This window comes from Skermanella rosea (genome assembly GCF_016806835.2).
GTDB classification, from domain to species: Bacteria; Pseudomonadota; Alphaproteobacteria; order Azospirillales; family Azospirillaceae; genus Skermanella; species Skermanella rosea.
In genome coordinates this window covers 160,512-178,251 of the sequence record NZ_CP086113.1, presented here as the reverse complement: position 1 = coordinate 178,251, position 17,740 = coordinate 160,512, and the positions used below count along the sequence as shown (strand labels likewise).

The window sequence follows — 17,740 nt, the reverse complement described above, 5'->3', positions numbered from 1 at the left end:
CGATCGACGTCATGCCGTCCGATCCCATTCCGGCGGGGCCGGTTCCGGATCGTCGGCCTGCGCCGTGCCGTCCGTCACCGTCCAGCCATGGTCGCCCCAGGAACCGTCGATCAGGGCAGGAAAGGCGGCGGGAGGGATCAGTCCCGCAGTGAGCGCGATGCCGGAGCCGAAGGCCGGCGTGCCGGCCGTCCACCAGAGCGCCGCCGCCCGCCCGGATGCAGGCTTTCGGCGCAGTGCCGTCGTCACCGCAAGGATGCTGGGGAGTTCGTGCCAGAGCCCGACGGAATGCGCGGCGCCGAGCGACGGCCATCGGATTTTCCCGCCGGCGGCTGACCGGATGGACGGAACCGGCCGGTCCAGCCATCCGAGATCGAAGTCGGGCCGGGCAGTAGCGCCGGCCATCGCTTCCAATGTCTCGAACCATCCGGAACCGGCATCCATGACTGCGAGGATGTCAGCAGCACCCGGCAGTTCCGCCGCCAGCACGAACGGAAAGCAGCGCCCGACCGCATCCACGCTCGGGCGAAGGGCACCGGTCCAGCCGGTACGGCCGCATGTGCCGGCCGGCAGGGCGAAACGCCAGGTGGGCGATGCCAGGAAGCGCTGCCTCCAGACCTCGCCGCCCCAGGATTCGCCGGCCGAGAGAGCCGATTGTATCCAGGCATCCCACGGCTTGACGAACTCCTCGGGAAGACGGCGGCTGACGAAGTCGGCTCTGGCGGGAAGCTTGCCGTAGTAGCCGATGCGTGAAACGGTCATGAAAAGGGCCTCTGGTCAGAGGGTTCTGGGACAGCGGAATGCGCTGACGGGATTAGCCCCGAACGGGTTTGCAAGGCTGCTTTCCTGAAGGAGGAGATCGACCTCGGCGGGACCGCTGGCGATCCGGACCGTCAGACGATCGCGCGTCGCGGCGTCGGCCTGGAGCAGGCTCCGGTCGAGCAGGCGGAACAGCGACCAGGGACCGTCGATGACGATCGCGGTCGGACGGGAGTTGGGAAGACCGGACTTGAAGGTCACGCTCGTACCGGTGGCGGGATCGTTCCCGGGCCAGCTCAATTGCGCCGACTGGGCGCTTCCCGGAGCAAGGCTGGCGGTCCTGCCGCCGACGGAGACGTCGATCCCGCTCGTCCCGAAACTGGTACGCACCAGCGTCAGGCGGAAGCCGGCCTCCGGTCTGGTGCTGCCGGGCGGGAACATGCTGTCGCGGATCAGCGCCGCCCGCTCGAACTGGGCAAGGGACTCCCGCGACAACTTCAAATCGACCGGGCCGAGCTTGCGCCATCGCCAGGGCTGGGCGGATTTGTCCACGAAGGAAGCCAGGTTCTGTTCGAAGAAGCTGTCGATCAGCCCGCCCTTCGCAAAGAGCCGGGCGAAGTCTTCGAGCGAGATTTCGTCGGTACCGGTCCTGTCGAAAGGGTAGCGGCCGGCCGTCGCCTGGGCACAGAACCGACCGCCGTTTCCAAGCCACGCATCGGTGAGCCGTTGACGAACGCCGTCCGACGACATGGAGGAACTGGTCCGGCTGATGCCGGTGATCCAGTTACGCACGGGAGCCGGCAGGCTGGCGGCCTGCGCATCGATCTCGGCCAGGGCAGCCGCACCGTCGACGCTGTCTTGCAGCGGCGTGATCTGACCGTCGCCCCGTGCGTCCCCGGAGCTTGTTCCCCCGAAGCGGGCTTGGTTGAGCGAGCGGTAGAGATTGCCGAGGCTGACGATCACCTCGTCGATCCGAGGTTGGGCGCTGGCCGAACTGCCGGGCGGAACCATGCTCAGCGCGTGCAGTTCCCGGAAATGCTCGGCGCTGAAGCGCTCTGCCAGCGCGGCGATGCTGTCGGGGTTCCGCTGCCGAAGCAGGAGCTTGGCGAGTTTCTCGTCGGCCATCGCCTGACGGTTCGGGGGCGCCGCGTCGCCGGCCGGCTGTGCGAGCCTGGTCTCTGTGCCGGCCGAGACGACCAGAAGGCGGATCGGAGAGGTCGGCGAAGACAGGATGCTCAGCGTGCGCAACGCGTCGTCATAGGATTTCGCGGAATTGACGGCGACGTCGCCCAGCAACCTGTCCCATCGGAGCGCGAACGCCTGGAGATAAAGACCGACGGTATCGCGTTCGTGCTCCGCCTCGGCTTCCGGGCTCATCTTTACCGGCCCGCTGCCAAGGACCCACGCCTCCTGCCGCATCGTTTCGGCGTAATGGGGCAGCAACGGCAGGAAGGTCCTGAAGAAGCCGTCACGGGTATACAGACCGGGAATGCCGTCGGCGAGCGGCAGGCCGCTGGCGCGGTGGAAGACCCAGGTGCCGGCCGGGCCGGCATGATCGGCTATCGTCCAGCCGGGAAGTGCGGCGGCCTCCGGACCGGCGGCGATCGCGTCGAGCGTCTGCTTGGCGAGCGAAGTCTGTTTCAGGACGGCGCGGAGCTGGCTCACCAGATCGCCGTCCAGGCCGACTTGCGGCAGCGGACGCTCGAGCAGGGCCTTGATGTGGCCGCCGAGATCCTGTCGCAGCCGGGCATCCTGCTGGTCGGGGTAGGATGCCCGTAGCTCGAACTCGAACCAGCGCTCGACGAACGCGCGGTCCATCGGCCCCTGTCCGCCGAGCATGAGATAGGCCTTCAGGGCCTGATGGAGGAACTCCGGTTCGTCAGGGCGCTTGCGGAGCTGGTCCTCCAATCTCAGGATCAGGCGCGGCAGCAACACGGAGCCGAGGATGCGCCGATAGGCGCCGACCGTTTGCGAGCCGAGCTTTTCGGTCTGGTCCAGGCCCAGGCCCGCCAGCCACGAGCGCGGGAGATCTCGTTCCGCATAGCCGGTCGGGATGTCGCGCACCTCGTTGAGCAGGGGCAGGACGCGGGCGAGGTCGAAATCGCCGACCTGGTCCAGGTCCATCTCCCGCGCCTTCAAGGCATAGTCGCCCGCGGCGGCTTCGACCTTCTCGATCAGCGTCCGATTGAGCATGTAGCCGATCCCCGCCACCCCGGCCGCCGCGACGCACAGGACGGCGATCGCGCCATGGAGGCTCCAGGCGATGCGGCGCCGATTTCGCTCGATCCGGGGATCGGCATTCGCCAATCCGGCTTCGCCGAACACCACCTCGCGCAGCAGGCGGGTCAGGAAATAGCTGCGCTTCGGCTGGATACCGGCCGCCTTCGGCTGAGGACCGATCCCGAAACTCCTCCTCATGGCGGCCAGGACGCGGTCGATCGGCGTACCGACCTGGGTGCCGCTGAGGAAATAGGCACCGCGCAGCATGATCTCCTGCTCGAAGGAGTTCGGGCGGAACGCCTCCTCGACGAACTGGGTCAGCGCGTCCTTGATGCTGGCGACCTGGTGCGGAAAGCTGTAGACGGCATTGCGCCGGGCGCCGTCGCGTTCCTGATGCAGCCGGTCGATCAGCCTTTCGTCCAGCCGGCCGACCAGCGCGTCGAACGCACCGCCGAAGCGGTCTACCGGCGCGACGCCACGGTCGTCCTTTCCATCTTCCTGCCGGTCGCCATCCAGGTCGAAGGTAAAGCCCCAGACGGACTGCCGGCCTTCTCGGCCGAGATCGTCGAAGAACTCGGTAAAGCCGGAGATCAGGTCCGCCTTGGTCAGGAGCAGGTAGACCGGCAGCCGGATCCGCAACTCGGCCTGGACTTCCTGAATGCGCCGGCGGATCAGCCGGGCATGCGCCAGACGCGCCTCCTCCCGGCCTTCGGTCACCTCGTCGACCGCGATCGCCACCAGCAGCCCGTTCAGGGGCTGACGGCGGCGATATCGCCTCAGCAGGCGCAGAAACCCAAGCCACGCGGCATGGTCCTTGCCGGCATCGCTGTCCTGGGTCGTGTAGCGGCCGGCGGTGTCGATCAGCACGGCTTCGTCGGTGAACCACCAGTCGCAGCTTCGCGTTCCGCCTATGCCGCGCATGGCATTCCTGCCGAACCGGTCGGCAAGCGGGAAGCTGAGGCCGGCATTCACCAGCGCCGTCGTCTTTCCGGAACCCGGCGGTCCGATGATGACGTACCAGGGGATCTGGTACAGCCAGCGTTTGCCTGCGGCTCCCGGAAAACGGCGCTTCCTGAGCACCGACAGGGCTTCCCGCAGGCGTTGGGCGATCTCCGCGCTCTCATGGGCGTATTCGGCCCCGCCGGCGGCATCGGCTTCCGGCCTGACCGCCGAATCGAGCATGGCCGCATTCTGCCGGAACGTCCTCCAGCTCTCGACCAGCCTCGTCACGCCGTAGATCCCCGGTGCCAGCGCGGCAAAGCCGATCCGGCCGGCAAGGCTGGAGAAGGGATCGGCGCCGCCGATAGAAATCAGCGGTCCGATGACGAAGGCCGCCCCGGAAACGACGGCGAGCCCGCAGAGAATGAATCCCGTCCGCAGGGAGATCGGCAGCTTCAGGGCATCGATCATCGAATTTCCCCTCATTGGGCCTTGAGGATGACCAGCTCGATTCGCCGGTTCAGCTTGCGCCCTTGGTCCGTGTCGTTCGAGGCGACCGGCTGGCTTGAATCTTTCCCTTCGGGGGTCAGCCGCGACGGATCCGCCATGGCGCCGCCGATCAGGGACGCCGCCGCCCTCGCTCGCGCCAGCGAGAGGTCCCAGTTCGACGGGAACTTGAGGGAGCGGATCGGCAGGCTGTCGGTATGGCCGGTGACCAGGATCTCGCCCGGCTGGTCGTTCAGCGCCTGGCCGATGCGACCGAGCAGGGGCTTGAACCGCTCAAGCACGTCGGCGCGGCCGGAGGAAAACATGCCGTCGCCCGCGATCCGGACGCCGATGGTCTGTGCATCCTCCCGCATCGAAACCAGCCCCTCACGAATCTCGGGTTCCAGAAACGTCCGAAGCGCCTCTGTCCGGCCGGCGGCGACCTCCGGCGGTGGGGGAGGTGGAGGAACAGGGGCCGCACGGATCAGATCGACGCCGCCGGCCGGCGGCAGGGCGGCCAATCCTGCAAATGCGCCATCGGAGCGCTGGTTGATCGCGAGAGCGAGGCCGGAGAGGATCAGGAGCAGAAAGGCCGCAGCCACCGCCGCGGTGATCCAGGGTGGCACGACGGCATCGGGGCCGCGATGTCCAAGGCCGGTCCCGCGCCAGTGCGGGGAGATGTCCTGCTCGAAGTCGCCCCGGACGTTTCGGATCAGCCGATACAGGTCCTCGCGAATCGTGACGAGTTCCGACGCGCCGCGCGGCGCGATCCGGTACTTTCCCTCGAACCCAAGGCTGATGCAGTAATAGAGCAGCTCGATCAGGTCGATGTTGTTTCCGGGGTCCCGCTTCAGTTGGGTCAGCAGATCGAAGAAGCGATCGCCGCCCCAGGTTTCGCTGAACAGCGTGCCGACCATGCTCCGGGTCGTCCAGACGCTGTTGCCGCCCCAGGGAGTATTGAGAACGATATCGTCTATCGTCGCGCAGAGAGCGTATTTGCCCGCCCGGATCGATCGCGCCGACAGGCCAAGCGGCGTGATCCTGCGCTCGAAACGGTCGATCTCGCCCAGGACATGCAGGCGCAGGGTATCGACGTCGGCATGCGACGCCTGGCTCTTGATGCGCCCGCACAGGCTGAGCAGCGGCGCCGCCGCCATGACGAGCGGACTGGTACGGCCGAGGCTGATCCGCTCCCACGGCCTGGACGAATCCTGCCCTGGCGGATCGAGCGTGTCGTAGCCCCGTTGGAGACCCAGGAAGACATCGGCGGGAACGATTGCGGTCTGGTCGGCGGTCATGGCTTCGGCCTCCCGGTCGCGGGAGTTGCAGGCTTCGCCCTTCGGCGGAACGGCTGCCGACCCGACGTGCGCGGGGCGAAGGCACGGGACGAAATGTCGGCCGGCATTCTCATGTCGCCGGCCGCCAGGTCGTCGTCGATGCTGCCGTGCAACTGAACATAACGGTCCCAGGCCCGCGCCTTGCCGAGGAACGGCACCCATCCGGTGATGTGCCCGCGTTTTATCCCGGCGGTGACCGATCCCGGCGCCAACTGGCGCACCAGCATCTGGAGTGTCGCCTGGGTGGTGGCCAGCAGGCTTACCTGATGTGCCTTGATATCGTCGAATGCCTGGGCGACCGCCTGCTCCGCCGGCAGGAAGCCGGCCATGTCGTTCATCATCAGCGTCCGCAGGGCGGCGTTCATGTCCATCGGAAACTTCAGCGCATTGTTGTCCAGCCGCGCGATCATCGTCCGCTCGGCCCCGAATTCCTGCTTGGCTTCCGAGCGTGCGACCAGCATCTCGTGGAGATTGCCGACCGCTATGCGGAAGGCGTGCGCCATGCGGCTCATTACGTCGACAAGGCGATCGTCCGGCACGTCGCCCCGCGTCAGCCCGCAGATGCCGAGCATCGTATCGACGGCCTTGGACGCAAGGTCTTCCGCCGGCTTGTCGATGCCGACCGGCTCGGACCCGGCAGCCGGCGGGAGCCGGTCGAATTCTCCGATGTCGCGGGGTGGCGCTTCGGCTGAAAACTCCCAGTCGTCCGGAATCCGTTGGTGCCCGACGGCGGGTGCCACGAAGACCGAGGCTTCCGGCCGCAGGTGGTCCGCGAAGGAGTTCCTGGCGGCGGCGTCCCGGAAGGTCATGTCTTCGGCCGGCTCTTCGTCTTCGTCGAGCGGCCCCATCGACTGTGCCGGCCTGGGGAAGGGAGGGTTGGGAGAATGCGGTTCGGAGACGGCCTCAAGGTCGGGAGTGACGGGAAGGTCCGGTTCTTCCAGGGCTGGCAGCGGCATCGGCGCCTGTACCGAGACGACATGAAGGGCGAATTCGCCGACCCGGATCACGTCGCCGGCCTTCAGCGAAGGATGATTGTCAGGTCCGATCGCCACGGTGTCGTCATTGAGGAAGGTGCCGTTGCGGCTACGGTCGGTCGCCCTGTATTCCCGGTCGATGCGTTCGATGCGGCAATGTTCGGTCGAGATGCCCCGTCGTTCGTCGCTCAGGACGAGGTCGTTCCTCTCGTCGCGGCCGACCGTCAGCAGGTCGTCGATCTCGATCAACTCGGGCAAGTCCGATCCGCGGTACCGGATCGCTCCCGGTCCCTCGACGCGCAAGACCAATGGCATGGGTTCGTGCCTCCACGGCTGGACGGATAAGCGGGGCGAATGGATCAGTCGCCGCGGATCGCCCAGAGGGTTATTTCGAGGTTGGGAAAATCGCCCGCGACATGCAGCGCCAGGCCGCCGGAGGTCTGCATCTCCTTCCAGAAGGCGCTGTTCCGGTCGATCTCGAAGTAAGTCACGCCGACATGGAACGGGATCTGGCGGGGCGCCACCGGAAGCGGATCGACCACCATTCCCGGCAAAGCCACATTGACCAGTTCCTTGATCCTCTCGACCGGGCCGATCTTCACCTGGGACGGGAAGGCGCGGCGCAACCGCTCCGCTTCGACGTCGGCGCGTACCGCCAGCACGAAGGCCGAGGTCCGGAAGAGGGTCCGGTCGTTCACTTCGGCCAGATGAATCCCATACCTGTGCTCACGGAGCGGAACCTGGATCGCCGTCTGCTCCAGGACGGTGTTCAGCGACTGGCGGATCGACTGGATGACGGGCTGGAACGTCGCCGCCAGATCCTCGTGCCGGTATGTCGGATATGCCAGCGTCCGCTTGTCCGGGCGGGCATATGTCGCAAGCTCGCCGGCAAGCTGAACCATCAGGCCGTACAGCGTCTCGGGGTGCACCGTGGAACTCCGGCTCAGATGAGCGAAGGACGGTTCGTGACGGTTGATCATCTGGAGCATCAGGAAATCCGCGATTTCCGCGACGCCCTTGGCCCCGGATTGCGAGACGCGGGCCGCCAGGGCTTCGCCGCGGTGATGCAGCAGTCCCTCGATCTCGGTCACGTAGCCGGCCAGGACCGATGAGCAGGCGCAGTCGAGCGCCGGAGGAACGAAGCTTTCGTCGAGGACGACCTGATGGTCCGCTCGGACCTCCATCAGGCGGGCGATCGGCATGGAGATGAAGCCCGTCCGTTCGGCGCCTTCGGCGATCAGCCGGAAGCGCAGGCGGCCGATGTCGATCGCGACCTGCTCCCGTTCTCCGGCATTGCCGTCGGCGAGATCCTGTTCAGCGACCCTGTAGCGGGTGACGACTTCGTCTCCGGTCCTGGCATCCGCTTCGGCGGCGCCCGGCTGATAGGCCGGCAGCGCCAGATGGATGACCGCGTTGCGCAGGTTGCCGGGGGGAGCAAAGGGGGCCGGCTGGTCGGCTTCGTCGGGGATGGCGAAAGGCGTGCCGTCCTCCATGACGCCGGCCGCATACTCGATGGCGATCTTGCCGAGGCTCAGCAGTTCACGGTTGATCCGGAGTTCGGTGAACCCCCAGCCGTAACCGCGCAACGCCTGGGTCCGGCCGCGTACGAACTTCTCCATGTAGCGATCGGCTTGCTGAAGGTGCTGCGGCCGCAGGAACAATCCCTCCGACCAGATGACCCTGTTGTTCCACGACATTCGCGCGGTCCGCCTATTGTGGGCTTGTTTGATGTTGGATTTGGTGGCCTCAAGATAGACAGGTCTCGAATTGTTCTTCCATGCGTTAGAGTAATAACGATATTCGCCAATGTGATCCGAAGTCGTCTCATCGGCGGCATACCGATATGCCAATGCCGTATGACGATCTTCCCGGTAGATGACTTAATAATCACGGCATGCAGTGTCGAACGACCATCGGATCGACATCGCTTATTTATCGCAGGCCCGGAAGGCGAAAGATGCGAAGCGCTGATCATGCGGAATTGCTTGAGCCGATCGACGGAGCGTCCCTGTGCGGTGAACCCCTGGACTACGATCCGGGCTTCCTGGATTTCGAACGCGCCACCCGTGCCGGCCCCGAGCGGCAGGCCGGCGACCAGACCGCCATTGGTGAAGCGCCGGACTGGCGGCGTATCGCGGAACTGGGGGGTGAGCTTGCCGGGCGCAGCAAGGACATCCGCATCGCGATATCCCTGGCTCGTGCTTGGCTCAATACCGAGGGATTCGCCGGGCTTGCCGGCGGTCTCTCGCTGATCGCCGGTTACCTGGACGGCTACTGGGACGAACTGCACCCGGCTCCGGACCCGGACGACGGGGGCGATCAGACGATACGCCTGAACGCGCTTGCCAATCTCCGTGATCCAGCCGGATTGCTGGCTGAAATCCGGCGTATTCCGCTTGCGGCCGCCCGCGGCGTCGGCAGCTTCACCTTCAACGACTGGCAGGCGGTCCGGCATGGCAACCCGGACGGCGATGGTCCGACGCTGGCTCAGGTCGAGGGAGCGTTCGGCGAGACCGGCTCGGCGGCGCTCGACGAGGCGAGCGCCGCGATCGCATCCTGTCTTGCCTCGCTGGCCGCCATCGAAGCCAGCATCCTGACCCGTGTCGGACCAGGCGACACGATCCGGCTGGACCCGCTGAAGGGGTTGCTGGCGCAGGTCAAGTCGGTGATCGACGATCAACGGCCCAGGCGCACGGCCGAACCAGCCGATACCGAGACCGGGCGGGAGGACGGTCCGACGCAATCGGTGGCCGGCGGAATCGCCAGCCGCGCCGACGTGATCGGCCTGCTTGACCGCATCTGCCAGTGGTACCGCACGAACGAGCCGTCGAGTCCCGTCCCCGTTCTGCTGGAGCGGGCCAAGCAGATGGTGTCGCGGGATTTTCTCGAGCTGCTGATGGAGCTGGCGCCCGACGGCGCTCCCCAGTTCCGCAACGTGGCCGGGCTTCGCAGTCCCGGACCGATCGAAGAGGACGAAGATTAAATCATGTTGAAAGCCAGCAGTCAGAAATTCATCCGTCGCAACCGGGCGCCCCGTGTCCAGATCGAGTACGACGTCGAGCTCTACGGCAGCGAGCGGAAGGTGCAGTTGCCTTTCGTCGTGGGGGTGATGGCCGATCTTTCCGGAAAGCGCGTCGAGCCGCTGCCGGATCTGGCCGATCGCAAGATGGTCGAGATCGATGTCGACAATTTCGACGCAAGGCTTCGCTCAATGAAGCCACGGGTGGCGATCAGCGTCGAAAACACCCTGACCGGCGAAGGAAGCCTGCCGGTCGACCTGACGTTCGAGCAGATGGACGACTTTTCGCCGGCCGCCGTGGCGCGCCGGGTCGATGCCCTCCGGAAGCTCCTGGATGCCCGGACGGAGCTCGGCAACCTCCTGACATACATGGACGGCAAGAGCGGTGCCGAACGCCTGCTGGGCCGGCTTCTCGCCGACCCGGAGTTGCTGAAGGCCGTGTCGGCCAGGGCCGGCACGTCGGCCGGCTCTGAAGAGACCGCCGCATCGGACCAAGGGGAAGCACAGTCATGAGTCCGGACCGGATGCAGCAGGCGGCACCGCCTGTCGCGGAAGCCACCCTGACCGACGACGGCTTCGCCCAGCTCCTTCAGCGCGAGTTCAAGCCGCGCACCGAACAGTACCGCGACGCGATCGAGCGCGCGGTGGCGACCTTGGCAGGGCAGGCGCTGGCCGAAACCCGGTTGATCGGCGACGATGCCGTCGCCACGATCCAGGCGATCGTCGCGGAACTCGACCGCAAGCTGACCGAACAGCTGAACCTGATCATCCATCATCCCGATTTCCAGCAGTTGGAAGCGGCATGGCGCGGCCTTCACCAGCTCGTCTTCAACACCGAAACCGACGAAACCTTGAAGATCCGGGTGCTGAACACCAGCAAGAAGGAACTTGCGCGTTCCGCGCGGAAGTACCGGGGGATCGCCTGGGATCAAAGCCCGCTATTCAAGAAGATCTACGAGGAGGAGTTCGGCCAGATCGGCGGCGAGCCTTATGGCTGCCTGATCGGCGACTTCCACTTCGACCACACGCCGCCCGACGTCGAGCTGCTCGCGTCCCTCGGTCAGATCGCGGCGGCGGCGCATGCCCCCTTCATCGCTGCCGCGGCCCCTCAGCTCCTCAACATGGAATCCTGGCAGGAACTCGCCAATCCGCGCGATCTCACCAAGATCTTCCAGACGCCGGAATACGCGGCCTGGCGATCGCTGCGGGACTCCGAGGACTCGCGCTACATCGCGCTGACATTGCCCCGCACGCTCGGACGCCTGCCCTACGGCAGCAAGACCGACCCCGTCGCCGAATTCGCCTTCGAGGAGGACGTCGACGGCGGTGACAGCGGCAAGTATCTCTGGTGCAACGCCGCCTACGCGATGGGCGTCAACATCACCCGCTCCTACAAGCTGTATGGCTGGATGTCGCAGATCCGCGGGGTCGAATCCGGAGGCTTGGTCGAGGGACTTCCCGCCCACACCTTTCCGAGCGACGACGGCGGCGTGGACTTGAAGTGTCCTACCGAGATCGCGATCAGCGACCGGCGCGAGGCGGAGCTTTCGCGGAACGGGCTGCTGCCGATGCTCCACCGAAAGAACACCGACATGGCGGTCTTCATCGGGGCGCAGACCCTCAACAAGCCGATCAAGTTCGACGATCCGGACGCCTCGGCCAATGCCGAGCTGAGTGCCAGGCTGCCTTACATGTTCGCGACGTCACGCTTCGCCCATTACCTGAAGTGCCTGGTGCGCGACAAGATCGGTTCCTTCAAGGACCGGTCGGATGTCGAGGCCTGGCTCAATCGCTGGATACAGAACTACGTCCACTCGTCGCCGAACCTTGCGAGCGAGGAGGACAAGGCGAAGAAACCCTTGGCCGCCGCCGAGGTCATCGTCGAGGAGGTCCAGGACAATCCAGGCTACTACCAGGCCCGCTTCTACCTGAGACCGCATTTCCAGCTCGAAGGGCTGACGGTTTCGCTTCGCCTCGTGTCCCGGCTGCCTTCCGCCAAGCTGGCGTGAGTTCAGGAATCATCCTTCTCCACCGGAGTTCATCATGTCTTTCGATGCCTATCTTCTCTTCACGCAAGCCTCGAAGAGCGGCATTCATCCTAAGGGTGAGTCGAAGCTCAAGGCCAATGCGATCACCCTTGGCGACGAGTGGAGCTTCTCGCTCGAGAACAAGCTCAACATCACGTCGCATACCGCAGGCGCCGGCGCGGGCAAGGCCGAGTTCGAGGCGTTCTCGATCAGGAAACAGGTAGATACGGCGTCCGCCGATCTCTTCGTCGCCTGCGGCAGCGGCGCGCATTTCGACAATGTGCAACTGGTGCTGCTGAAATCGACCGGCGACAAGGGAGCGGGCACCCAGGCGCAGTCCAACGTGTTCCTGACCTGGACCTTCTCCATGCTGGCGGTCGAGCGCATCGAATGGAGCTACGGCGATCCCGCCCCTGACGAATCGATTGTCTTCCGTTTCGGCGCCTGCAAGATCGCCTACAAGAAACAGGACAAGGCCGGCCAACTGGTCGATGCCGGCGAAAGCGCCTGGAGCCAGATCGCCAACAGCGCCACCGACAAGGTGACCTGACGGCAACGCCGGTTCGAAGCCACTCCCCCAGCTCCGGTCATCCCATATGCCCAAAACCAGCTATCGCGATCTCGTCCAGCCCTCCCTCCTGGACCGCCTCACGGACGGCGGGGAGGGAGTGGCTCAGGACGGCGGGCGCACCTTTTCGCTCTCGCAGCTGCGCGCGGTCATCCTGCGTGACGTTTCCTGGTTGTTGAACGCGACCCCGCTGGGCTCGTCGGTCGATCTCTCCGATCATCCGGAGATCGCCTCGAGTGTCTTGAACTACGGCGTGCGGCCGATGGCCGGGCAAGGCGGCGGCACCACGGACCGCAGCGACTTCGAGCGGGCGATCCAGGAAGCGCTGACGGTTTTCGAACCCCGCCTGATGAGCGGCGTCCAGGTCAAGCTGCTTCCGGCCGGCTCCAGCGACACCACGCTGGTTTTCATCATCGAGGCCGATCTCTGGGCGCAGCCGGTGCCGCTTCGCCTGAGGCTCCGGACGGAGGTGGACCGGGACCGCAACACCGTCAGGATAGCCGAGCAACCTGCCGAGGCGGAGTAGATGGACGAAACCTTCCTGCGCTTCTACAATCAGGAGCTTCACCACATCCGGGAAATGGGAGGCGAGTTCGCCCGGTCCTTTCCCAAGATCGCCGGCCGGCTCGGCATGGATACGGCCGACGTCTCCGACCCCTATGTCGAACGTCTGCTCGAAGGCTTTGCCTTCCTGGCCGCGCGCGTCCAACTGAAGCTCGACGCCCGCTTTCCCGCCTTCACCCAGCACCTGCTGGAAATGGTCTATCCTCATTTCCTGGCGCCTACGCCGTCGCTGGGCATCGCGCGTTTCGATCCGGACCGGGAGGGCGGGCGGCTGGAGAACGGCTACCTGATACCGCGCGGGACGTCCCTGGTGGGGCAACTGGCCGCTGATGCCGTCACCCAGTGCGAGTTCAGGACCGCGCAGGATGTCCACCTCTGGCCGATCACGGTCGCCGCCGTCGATTATTTCGCGGCGGCGTCCGAGATATCGGGACTGGCCATCGACAAGCGGCATGGCATGGCGGCCGCCTTGCGGGTGCGGCTTCGCACGACCAACGGCATGCCCTTCGACCGCTTGAAGCTTAAGTCGCTCCGGCTCTACCTGCCGCCGGCCGGCGGTACCGGCGGCGCGCTGGCCGAACAGCTGCTGGCCGACGTGACGGCTGTCGTCGCCCGGCCCATCGTCCGGCCCTCGCCCTGGCAGGAAGTGATCGCCGCCGCCCATGTCCTGCATGTCGGGTTCGGCGACGATGAGGCGCTGCTGCCCTTCCCGGCGCGTTCCTTCACGGGCTATCGGGCCTTGCAGGAATATTTCGCCCTGCCGGAGCGGGCCTTGTTCGTGGAGATCGGAGGGCTGGCGGACGCCGTCCGGTCGTCGAGCGGCGAGGACCTCGAACTCGTCTTCCTGCTCCGCCGGGCCGAGCCGCGGCTGCAACGCGGCCTCACCCGCGAATCCATGGTCCTGTTCGCCAGCCCGATCGTCAACCTGTTCGAGCGGCAGGCGGATCGCATCATCGTGAGCGAGCGGACCTTCGAGTACCATCTTCCCGTCGACCGGGTCCGTCCGCTCGATGTCGAGGTGCATTCCGTGCTGGATGTCCAGGGTGAACACGACGACCGATCGGCCGCCACGGTCTTCCGTCCCTTCTATGCCATCCAGGATCTGGAACCGAAAGCGGCCGGCGGCTCCTATTACACGATCCGGCGCGCGCCGCGGCTCGTCTCCAGCCGTGAGCAAAGGGAAGGGCAGCGGACATCCTATGGGGGGAGCGACGTCTTCGTCTCCATCGTCGACGCACACGCGGCGCCCTACCGACCCAGCCTGCGGCAATTGGCTGTCCGGTGCCTGTGTACCAACCGCGACCTGCCGCTGCTGATGCCCGTCGGTCGCGGCGAGACCGATTTCACGCTGGAGATCGGAGCACCGGTCGCCCGGATCCGCTGCATCGCCGGTCCCACCAGGCCCCGTCCATCGCCCGCCGAAGGAGAGGTCGCCTGGCATCTGATCAGCCATCTCTCGCTCAACCATCTTTCGCTCACCGACACCGGTGACGGGGGAGCCGATGCCCTGCGGGCGTTGCTCCGGCTATACGCCGATCCCGGCGACGCCGGCGCCATGCGGCAGGTTGCGGGTACGCGCAATATCCGGTCGCGTCCCATCGTCCGCCGTCTTCCTTCGGGCGGCCTTGCGGCGGTGGCGCGCGGCCTGGAGATCGAGACGACGCTTGATGAAGCCGCCTTCGAGGGCATCGGTTGTTTTCCCTTCGCCGCGGTGCTGGAGCACTTCTTTGCCCAGTACGTCTCGATCAACTCATTCACGGAAAGCGTCCTGCGGACGAGGCAGCGCGGAGAGATCATGCGATGGCGGATGAAACTCGGGCGCCGGCGGCAGGCCTGATGCCCATTGGCGCCGTCCCGCCGGCTCATGAAGCCCTGTCCGAAATCCTCCGCGAGGCGAACCGGGCGCCTGAGAAATTCGATTTCTTCGCCTTGCTGCGTCGCATCGATGCCAGCTCCACGCCCGGTCCGAGGATAGGGGAGTCGCGGCATCCGGAGGAGGACCCGGTTCGGCTCGGCCAGTCACCGAGCACGATCTTTCCGCCCCGCGCGCTGGAAAGCGTCGGGCCGGACGGTGGCCATACCCGGATCATGACCTTCTTCTTCGGCCTGTTCGGTCCCAACGGTCCGCTGCCGCTGCACCTGACCGAATACGCCCATCAGCGTCTCCATAACGCTGGCGATGAAGCGTTCGCCTGCTTCGCCGACATCTTCCATCACCGCATGGCCTCGCTGCTGTTCCGCGCCTGGGCGGCGAGCGAGCCGACGGTGTCCCACGACCGTCCCGGCGAGGATGGCTTCGCTGCCCGGATCGGCGCCTTGGCCGGGTATGGCATGCCGGAGCTTCGGGGCAGGGACGGGATGCCGGATCTCGCCAAGCTGCACTTCGCCGGGCGCCTCGGTTCCCACACCCGCAATGCCGAAGGGCTTCAGGCCATCCTGAGCGCCTTCTACTCGATGCCGGTCACTATTCGGGAGTTCGATCCGAAATGGGTCGAGATCGCACCGGGCCAGCGCCTGGCGCTTGGTGCGGATCCTGAGAACGGCACGCTCGGCGTCACTGCCACGGTGGGCCGGCGCATCAGGTTGTTCTATCACCGCTTTCGCATCGTCATGGGGCCGCTGACCCTGGCAGAGTATGAGCGGCTGCTACCCGGTGGGGAGAGCGTCGGCCTGATGGTGCCGCTGGTGCGCAACTATGTCGGAGACGAACTGGATTGGACCCTCGGGCTCATCCTGCGCGCCGATCAGGTTCCGAAGCTCAAGCTTGGCCACCAGGGGCGGCTCGGCTGGACCACATGGTTGGGCCGCCGTCCGGACGAAAGCGATGCCGGGGACCTGATGCTCGCGCCATTGAATTGGGAACCGCCGTAGAATCGATCCGCTCCGGATGGGCGGAGCGTTATGGCACAGGCAGACGGGGTGGCTGAGATAATCCCGACCGGGAAAAGGTGACGATGGGACGTATCATCCCGCCACCACGCGCTCTCTGGTCCGGCCGGGCCGAGCGGTTACGTCGATCTCATTCAGAAAATACGCCCTGAAGAAACCTTCGCAATATTACATTGTATTCGTCTGCTGCATGCCAGAACGGCGCATGACCAACGCCGTCAAGGCAATGGCATTTCCGTTCCCAGAGGTTGGCATATCTGACCTCTCTGATGTAGTCGAGGTTTACCAACGGATCCGCACTGCCGTTGATGACCGCGATCGGGATCGAGCTTGATTCGACGGCTTTGCGCTGATCGACGCCTGCGCCTGCAAGCGCCGCCTCGAACAACAGTCTGCGGCATCGCCCGTCGGCTCGTCTTATGGCTTCTCGAAGGAAAGGCTCGACCGGTTCGCCCAAGATCATCTGCGCGAACCGGTCGATGTCGGCGGCGGACAGATCCTGACGGGCGCCCAGCCCCGCATGGGGAGGACGCCTGAAGCCCTCGGCCATGCCACCGCTTCTGACGGGGGTGTCCCGGTGAGGATGAGCCCTTGCACCCCGCCGAACTTCCCGAGCATCTCGATCGCGATGTGCCCGCCGAGGGACCAACCCAGCAGCGCAGCCTCGGAGATATCGAGTTTCGCGAGCATCTCAACGACCGCGTCGGCGAGTCCGGGTCTCGTGTAGGTGTGTTCAGGGTGGACCGCGTCCTCGGAGTCGCCGTGGCCAGGTAGATCGAACGTGACGAGCCGATAGGTCCGACCCAATTCACTTTCGGACTGACGATCGAAGACCCGTCGGCAAGAAGAATTGCCGTGAATCAGAACAAGAGTGGATGCATCTCGTCCATTGTCTTCGGTGACAACCTTGCCGTGAGTGGTCTCTACTTCAAGAATGCGGTTTTCTGTGCCCATCTGACTCTCCCTGATGTTGAGGTTCTGTCGCTCGATGAGCGCCCTACTTTCTCCCGCTGACGATCCAATCACCACGTGGCGAACTACCTTGGGCAGTCGGAGAATTCCAATATTCGCCGTGCCGGATCGGCGGGGATGCGCGCGTGCGGCGGAAGGGAAACTGATGGGCCACGTTCCCAATGCTCCAGCATGATGACGGGCTGACGAGCGGACAGATCCGGCACCTGCGGCTGCCCTATTCACCAACCCTACGGATATCGGCATCCAATAAGGATGACTGGCCCTTGCCCTCCTCGACCGGCTTGTCCGCGGTCCACCGGAAAGCCGTTCCAGGACTGTAGTGGGGCTAGGTTTCGCGGATGCTTCAGATCCAGGGCGATCGGGTTTCGGAGGAAACAGGGAGAAAGGTCACGCAAGCCCTACCGGCATCTGGCGCAGTCGCGTCCAAGCGGCACACCGTTTCCATTCGATCCCGTCACGACTGCGCACCGGTTTCAGATACGGTCGAGGCTCCAGCGCCCGATGCGGCTGTAGATCTCATCCCGCAGCCGCCTGACCTTCACGTTGATGTCTCCCAATTCCGCAGGGGATTGGCCGGACGCCTCGAGCAGGGTTTCGCCGAGGCATCCGGCCCTGTTCTCCAGGGCGCGCCCCTGGTCTGTCAGCGCGATGACTACCTGCCGCTCGTTCTCCGGATTGCGCGTCCGTCGGATCAGGCCGGCCGCCTCCAGCCGTTTCAGCAGCGGGGTGAGCGTGCTCGATTCGAGCGCGAGCTGCTCGGCGATGCGCCCGACCGTCTGGCCGTCCTCGCGCCATAGGACGTTGAGCACGAGATACTGCGGATAGGTCAATCCAAGCGCGTCGAGCAGGGGTTTGTAGGCGCGTTGGATCGCGATGCCCGCCGAATAGATGGCGTAGCAAAGCTGGTCGTCCAACGGGACCGGGCGGTTGGTTTCGTTCGTCATGGCATGCTCCTTCACCCGCTATATGGGATATGCGATCGCGAA

15 protein-coding genes are annotated in these 17,740 nt (G+C 65.5%); 7 read left to right on the top strand and 8 right to left on the bottom strand.

Annotation, left to right across the window (positions count from 1 at the left end; translation table 11 throughout):
• Window positions 1-9 precede the first annotated feature (9 nt).
• The 5 genes from tagF to tssK are packed head-to-tail and all read right to left on the bottom strand — an operon-like array spanning window position 10 to window position 8,409.
• Window positions 10-759 carry a type VI secretion system-associated protein TagF gene (tagF, locus tag JL101_RS32160; protein WP_203102700.1) on the bottom strand — a complete coding sequence of 250 codons (750 nt, stop codon included), beginning with the start codon at window positions 757-759 and terminating at the stop codon, window positions 10-12.
• 15 nt (window positions 760-774) lie between these two features.
• A complete protein-coding gene (gene tssM, locus JL101_RS32155; protein ID WP_203102699.1) occupies window positions 775-4,386 on the bottom strand; it encodes a type VI secretion system membrane subunit TssM in 3,612 nt (1,203 codons plus the stop codon).
• An 11-nt stretch (window positions 4,387-4,397) separates the two neighbouring features.
• On the bottom strand, window positions 4,398-5,699 hold the full coding sequence (gene icmH, locus JL101_RS32150; RefSeq protein ID WP_203102698.1) for a type IVB secretion system protein IcmH/DotU: 1,302 nt from the start codon (window positions 5,697-5,699) through the stop codon (window positions 4,398-4,400).
• Complete coding sequence (gene tagH, locus JL101_RS32145) at window positions 5,696-7,027, bottom strand: type VI secretion system-associated FHA domain protein TagH (protein WP_203102697.1); 1,332 nt, start codon at window positions 7,025-7,027, stop codon at window positions 5,696-5,698. The genes icmH and tagH overlap by 4 nt, the downstream gene beginning before the upstream one ends.
• A gap of 44 nt (window positions 7,028-7,071) precedes the next feature.
• Window positions 7,072-8,409 carry a type VI secretion system baseplate subunit TssK gene (gene tssK, locus JL101_RS32140; RefSeq protein ID WP_203102696.1) on the bottom strand — a complete coding sequence of 446 codons (1,338 nt, stop codon included), beginning with the start codon at window positions 8,407-8,409 and terminating at the stop codon, window positions 7,072-7,074.
• A 260-nt stretch (window positions 8,410-8,669) separates the two neighbouring features.
• Here tssK and tssA point away from each other — a divergent pair, with 260 nt between their 5' ends.
• The 7 genes from tssA to tssG are packed head-to-tail and all read left to right on the top strand — an operon-like array spanning window position 8,670 to window position 15,761.
• Window positions 8,670-9,695 (top strand): type VI secretion system protein TssA, encoded by a 1,026-nt coding sequence (gene tssA, locus JL101_RS32135; protein ID WP_203102694.1) that lies wholly within the window; start codon window positions 8,670-8,672, stop codon window positions 9,693-9,695.
• Window positions 9,696-9,698: 3 nt separating this feature from the next.
• Window positions 9,699-10,244 carry a type VI secretion system contractile sheath small subunit gene (gene tssB, locus JL101_RS32130; RefSeq protein ID WP_203102692.1) on the top strand — a complete coding sequence of 182 codons (546 nt, stop codon included), beginning with the start codon at window positions 9,699-9,701 and terminating at the stop codon, window positions 10,242-10,244.
• Window positions 10,241-11,740, top strand: a complete 1,500-nt coding sequence (gene tssC / locus JL101_RS32125) for a type VI secretion system contractile sheath large subunit (protein ID WP_203102690.1) — start codon at window positions 10,241-10,243, stop codon at window positions 11,738-11,740. Before tssB ends, tssC begins: the two co-directional genes overlap by 4 nt.
• A 34-nt stretch (window positions 11,741-11,774) precedes the next feature.
• Window positions 11,775-12,308: a type VI secretion system tube protein Hcp gene (locus JL101_RS32120; protein ID WP_201082500.1), complete on the top strand. Its 534-nt coding sequence runs from the start codon at window positions 11,775-11,777 to the stop codon at window positions 12,306-12,308.
• 46 nt (window positions 12,309-12,354) lie between these two features.
• Window positions 12,355-12,852, top strand: a complete 498-nt coding sequence (gene tssE / locus JL101_RS32115) for a type VI secretion system baseplate subunit TssE (RefSeq protein ID WP_203102688.1) — start codon at window positions 12,355-12,357, stop codon at window positions 12,850-12,852.
• Window positions 12,853-14,727, top strand: coding sequence for a type VI secretion system baseplate subunit TssF (tssF, locus tag JL101_RS32110; protein WP_203102686.1), 1,875 nt, complete (start codon window positions 12,853-12,855; stop codon window positions 14,725-14,727).
• Window positions 14,691-15,761 (top strand): type VI secretion system baseplate subunit TssG, encoded by a 1,071-nt coding sequence (tssG, locus tag JL101_RS32105; protein WP_203102684.1) that lies wholly within the window; start codon window positions 14,691-14,693, stop codon window positions 15,759-15,761. Before tssF ends, tssG begins: the two co-directional genes overlap by 37 nt.
• A 148-nt stretch (window positions 15,762-15,909) precedes the next feature.
• On the opposite strand, the gene JL101_RS32100 is transcribed toward tssG, so the two are convergent.
• From JL101_RS32100 to JL101_RS32095, 3 genes are all read right to left on the bottom strand, one after another.
• A complete protein-coding gene (locus JL101_RS32100) occupies window positions 15,910-16,329 on the bottom strand; it encodes an alpha/beta fold hydrolase (RefSeq protein ID WP_203102727.1) in 420 nt (139 codons plus the stop codon).
• A complete protein-coding gene (locus tag JL101_RS37045) occupies window positions 16,239-16,733 on the bottom strand; it encodes an alpha/beta fold hydrolase (RefSeq protein ID WP_203102682.1) in 495 nt (164 codons plus the stop codon). The genes JL101_RS32100 and JL101_RS37045 overlap by 91 nt, the downstream gene beginning before the upstream one ends.
• 494 nt (window positions 16,734-17,227) lie before the next feature.
• A complete protein-coding gene (locus JL101_RS32095; RefSeq protein WP_203102680.1) occupies window positions 17,228-17,698 on the bottom strand; it encodes a MarR family winged helix-turn-helix transcriptional regulator in 471 nt (156 codons plus the stop codon).
• Window positions 17,699-17,740 lie beyond the last annotated feature (42 nt).